This window comes from Bowdeniella nasicola (genome assembly GCF_001907295.1).
Classification (GTDB): domain Bacteria; phylum Actinomycetota; class Actinomycetes; order Actinomycetales; family Actinomycetaceae; genus Bowdeniella; species Bowdeniella nasicola.
This window is the reverse complement of sequence record NZ_MQVR01000116.1, coordinates 1-4,303: the sequence shown is the minus strand read 5'-3', so window position 1 is coordinate 4,303 and position 4,303 is coordinate 1. Positions and strand designations below refer to the sequence as shown.

Annotated in this window: 5 protein-coding genes; 3 read left to right on the top strand and 2 right to left on the bottom strand. The window is 64.5% G+C overall.

All coding sequences use genetic code 11. The features are described 5' to 3' along the window. Window positions 1–107: 107 nt before the first annotated feature. Genes BSZ39_RS12205 through rbsK form a run of 3 tightly spaced genes read left to right on the top strand, consistent with a single transcriptional unit; the run spans window position 108 to window position 2,661 of the window. Complete coding sequence (locus BSZ39_RS12205; RefSeq protein ID WP_222842960.1) at window positions 108–737, top strand: MFS transporter; 630 nt, start codon at window positions 108–110, stop codon at window positions 735–737. Continuing rightward, the gene (locus tag BSZ39_RS12200; RefSeq protein WP_073717589.1) at window positions 734–1,759 is read left to right on the top strand and encodes an aldose 1-epimerase family protein; all 1,026 of its coding nucleotides are present in this window, start codon (window positions 734–736) and stop codon (window positions 1,757–1,759) included. Before BSZ39_RS12205 ends, BSZ39_RS12200 begins: the two co-directional genes overlap by 4 nt. Further along, window positions 1,756–2,661 (top strand): ribokinase, encoded by a 906-nt coding sequence (gene rbsK / locus BSZ39_RS12195; RefSeq protein ID WP_073717588.1) that lies wholly within the window; start codon window positions 1,756–1,758, stop codon window positions 2,659–2,661. Before BSZ39_RS12200 ends, rbsK begins: the two co-directional genes overlap by 4 nt. A gap of 2 nt (window positions 2,662–2,663) precedes the next feature. On the opposite strand, the gene BSZ39_RS12190 is transcribed toward rbsK, so the two are convergent. Together BSZ39_RS12190 and BSZ39_RS12185 are read right to left on the bottom strand one after the other, a co-directional pair. Continuing rightward, a complete protein-coding gene (locus tag BSZ39_RS12190; protein WP_073717587.1) occupies window positions 2,664–3,917 on the bottom strand; it encodes an aspartate kinase in 1,254 nt (417 codons plus the stop codon). A 170-nt stretch (window positions 3,918–4,087) separates the two neighbouring features. Then, a partial coding sequence (locus tag BSZ39_RS12185) for a transposase (protein WP_187343248.1) occupies window positions 4,088–4,303 on the bottom strand: 216 nt, incomplete at its 5' end.

Sequence of the window (4,303 nt, the reverse complement as noted above, 5' to 3'; positions counted from 1 at the left end):
AGGAACCTTCATCTTCGGAGGGCCTCGACCCCTTCAACCAGCCGCCACGCCGCAAACCCGAACAACGCTACCTACACCCTGGATTGTGAAGAGCCGCCAAAGCGAAGATCGGCGAAACCCTGCGCTACCTCGCCGGAAACAAGGACTTCCGCAAGGGCATCCTCGCCCAGTTCCTCTACGTCGGTATGCAGACCGCGGTTTGGTCGTTCACCATCCGGCTGGCGCTGGCCCTGGATGAGGGTCTGAATGAACGCAATGCGTCCACCTTCATGGTCTTCAGTTTCATCGCCTTCTTCGTCGGCAAGTTCATCGCCAACCTGCTCATGACGAAGTTCAACGAGAACAAGGTGCTGATCGGCTACTCGGTGCTGGGCGTGGGCACCCTCGCCTACGTGGCGCTGGTGCCGAACATCACCGCGGTCTGGGCCGCGATCATCGCCTCCGGCCTGTTCGGGCCGTGCTGGGCCACGATCTACGCTCGCACCCTTGACACGATCAAGGACAAGCGGCACACCGAAACCGGTGGTGCGGTGATCGTGATGTCGATCATCGGCGGCGCCGTGGTTCCGGTCATCCAGGGCTGGGTGTCTGACCGCACCGGTTCGATGCAGTTGTCTTTCCTGGTCTCGATGCTCTGCTTCGTCGCCGTGCTGGTGTTCTTCTGGGACAGCCACCGGCAGGAGTTGCGCAAACCCCGGATCGATTCCTCCGAGACCATTGAGGAGGTGGCGAAATGAGCACCCGGATTGGCCTGCACCATGACTACTTCACCGAACAGCAGCGAACGATCCTCGAACACGACGGCATCACCGTCACCGCCTTCCGGTACGACACCGGGGTGGAGGCGCTCCGGCTGCAGAACGAGCGCGGCCACATCATCGTGCTGCCCTACCTGGGGCAGATGATCTGGGACGTGGTGTTCGATGGTCGTTCGCTGACCATGCTGAACATGTTCGATCAACCCCGGACGGTGGACACCGTGGTGGACACCTACGGCTGCTTCGCCTTTCACTCGGGACTGCTCAGCAACGGCTGCCCCGCCCCGGAGGACACCCACCCCCTGCACGGTGAGATGCCCTGTGCACCGATGCACCGCGCGTGGCTGGACGTGCGCGCCGGTGAGGTCGGTGTGGGAGGTGTTTACCACTACGTCCAGGGGTTCGGGCACCATTATGAGGCGAAACCCTCGGTGACGATCACCACCGACCGGCCGCGGCTGAGCATCGACATGGCGGTGACGAATCTGTCGAAATACCAGCCAATGCCACTGCAGTACATGTGCCACATGAACTACGCCTATGTCGAGGACGCCCGGTTCACCCAATCGATGGACGAGGAGGTCTTCCACCTGCGCGACACCGTACCGGCCCATGTGCAGCCGACCCCGGAGTGGGAGGAACTGAACGCCGAGATCCAACGTGGCGAAGTGGACTTTTCGACTCTGGCCGAGGGACACCGCTGCGATCCCGAGATAGTCTTCTTCGCCGACGACCTGGCTCGCCACGGCGAGGTCGTGGAGTTCGCAATGCACTCCGACGAGGGGTACGCCTACTCGACGAAGTTCGCTACGGCAGACTTCAACTACGCCACCAGGTGGCTGTTGTGGAATCCCGACCAGCAGGTTGCGGCGTTCTGTCTGCCGGCGACCTGCCGGCCCGAGGGGTACCTCGCGGCGGTTGCCCGAGGCACGCTGATCGAGCTGGCGCCCGGGGCGACCAGGGCATTCCACGTTGACACCGGAGTCAAGGAGGACTCATGACCATCGCAGTTATCGGGTCGAACATGGTCGACCTGATCACCTACATCGACCGGATGCCGGCCGACGGGGAAACCGTTGAAGCGCCCGATTTCGAGATGGGGTGCGGCGGCAAGGGTGCGAACCAAGCCGTGGCGGCCGCCAAACTCGGCTCGGAGGTGCTGATGTTGACCCGGGTCGGCGACGACATCTTCGCCGACAACACTGTGGCCAACTTCGAGCGTTTCGGTATCGACACCCGCTGCGTGTTGCGCACCGAGGGTCCCAGTGGCGTTGCGCCGATCTTCGTCGACAAGGACAGCCACAACCGGATCTTGATCATCAAGGGCGCCAACGCGAAGCTGAGCCCGGCCGACATCGACGCGGCTGCCGAGGACCTGAAACGGGCGAAGCTGATAGTGCTGCAGTTGGAGGTACCGCTGGAGACGGTCTACGCCGCGATCGACTTCGGGGGTCGCCACGACATTCCGGTGCTGTTGAACCCGGCCCCGGCCTGCGCGGACCTGGCTTTCGACCAGGTCGCCCGGTGCACCTACTTCATGCCGAACGAACCCGAGCTGGCCTTGCTGGCCGGGATGCCCGTCGACACCCTGGAGCAGGTCGAGGCCGCCGCCCGGAAGGTCGCGGCCAGCGGGGTGGCGAACGTCATCGTGACGCTCGGACGCCGCGGGGTGATGTGGCTGGCGGACGGGCAGGTGCAGACTGTGGGTGGCCTGGAGGTGCAGGCGGTCGACACCACCGGCGCCGGGGACGCCTTCATCGGATGCTTCAGCCATTCCGTGGTCAGCCACGGCGATGTCGCCAAGGCCTTGGCCGAGGCAAACCGCTACGCGGCCGACAGTGTCACCCGGCGGGGCACCCAGACGTCCTACGCCGACGAGGTGGTTGCCCACCCAGGGGCCTGAGGTCAGCGGCCGGTGCCGGCGTAGACGATCGCTTCGCCCTCGGCGTCGAGTCCGAAGGCGGTGTGGGCGGCGCGAACCGCCACGTCCACCTCGGGGGCATCGACCACCACCGAGATACGAATCTCGGAGGTGGAGATCATCCCGATGTTGATGCCGGCATCGGCCAGGGCCTTGAAGAACTTGGCGGTGACACCGGGGTGCGAACGCATCCCCACGCCGACTACCGACACCTTGCCGATCTGGTCGTCGTAGAGCAGTTCCTGGAAGCCGGCGGTCTCCTGAATGGCGGTCAGGGCCTGGGTTGCCTTGCGGCCGTCGGCGGTCGGCAGGGTGAATGAGATATCGGTGCGCGAGGTGTCGATCTTCGACACATTCTGCACAATCATGTCGACGTTGATTTCGTTCTCGGCGATCACCTCGAAGATCTTGGCGGCCACACCGACCCGGTCGGGCACCCCGACGATGGTGATCTTCGCCACGCCCCGGTCGTGGGCGACACCCGAAATCAGCGGCTGTTCCATGGGGGATCCTTCCTCGAGCTGGGTGACCCAGGTACCGGGGTTGTCACTGAACGAACTGCGCACGTGCACCGGCACGAGCTCACGACGGGCGTACTCCACGCACCGCAGATGCAGGATCTTGGCGCCACAGGCGGCCATCTCCATCATCTCTTCGTAGCTGATCCGCGGCACCTGACGAGCGCCGGGCACGATTCGCGGATCGGCGGTGAACACCCCGTCCACATCGGAGTAGATCTCGCAGTAGTCGGCCCCACAGGCCGAGGCCAGGGCGACCGCGGTGGTGTCGGAGGCGCCGCGACCCAGGGTGGTGACGTCCTTGGTGGTCTGGGAGACCCCCTGGAAGCCGGCCACGATCACGATGTCGCCCTCGTCCAGGGCGTTCATCACCCGGCCGGGGGTGATGTCGATGATGCGGGCATTGCCGTGGGTTTCGGTGGTGATCACGCCGACCTGCGAACCGGTGTAGGAGCGGGCCTTCACACCGAGATCGGCCAGGGCCATCGCCAATAGTGCCGCGCTCTGCCGCTCGCCGGTGGTGAGCAGCATGTCGAGCTCGCGGGGTGCGGGCATGGGGGAGACCTGCAGGGCCAGATCCATCAGCTCATCGGTGGTGTCACCCATGGCGGAGATCACCACGACGACCTCATTGCCGGCCTGTTTGGTCGCAACGATCCGTCGCGCGACCCGCTTGATGCTTTCGGCATCGGCGACCGATGAGCCACCGTATTTCTGCACGACGCGTGGCCCTTCGGAGCCCGTCTCTCGCGACGGCGCTACAGAATCACAACCACATGGACCACGGCGCGAGGAACGAAGCAAGCGAGGTACATTTCGCCTCGTCGGTCTGACTTCGGACAGATCGGGGGTCTGTCCGATGAACGGTGTGTAGGGTCCGGCGGTTTTCATTAGTGGGTGGTCCTCTCGAACCGTCCGGCGAAGATGATCGGATGCGCGTTCAGTGCAGGCTTCCACCTCATCACCCAGCGTGCCCGGCCTCCGCCGCTGGGGTCAAGCGAACGCGTCACCAGATACAGGCACTTGATCGCCGCGGCCTCGTTCGGGAAGTGCCCGCGAGCCCGGACCGCCCTGCGGTATCTCGCGTTGATCGACTCGATCGCGTT

Bases quoted from the DNA above. Each gene is read 5' to 3' on its own strand.
- BSZ39_RS12200 (WP_073717589.1), top strand. From the start codon at position 734: ATGAGCACCCGGATTGGCCTGCACCATGACTACTTCACCGAACAGCAG.
- rbsK (WP_073717588.1), top strand. From the start codon at position 1,756: ATGACCATCGCAGTTATCGGGTCGAACATGGTCGACCTGATCACCTAC.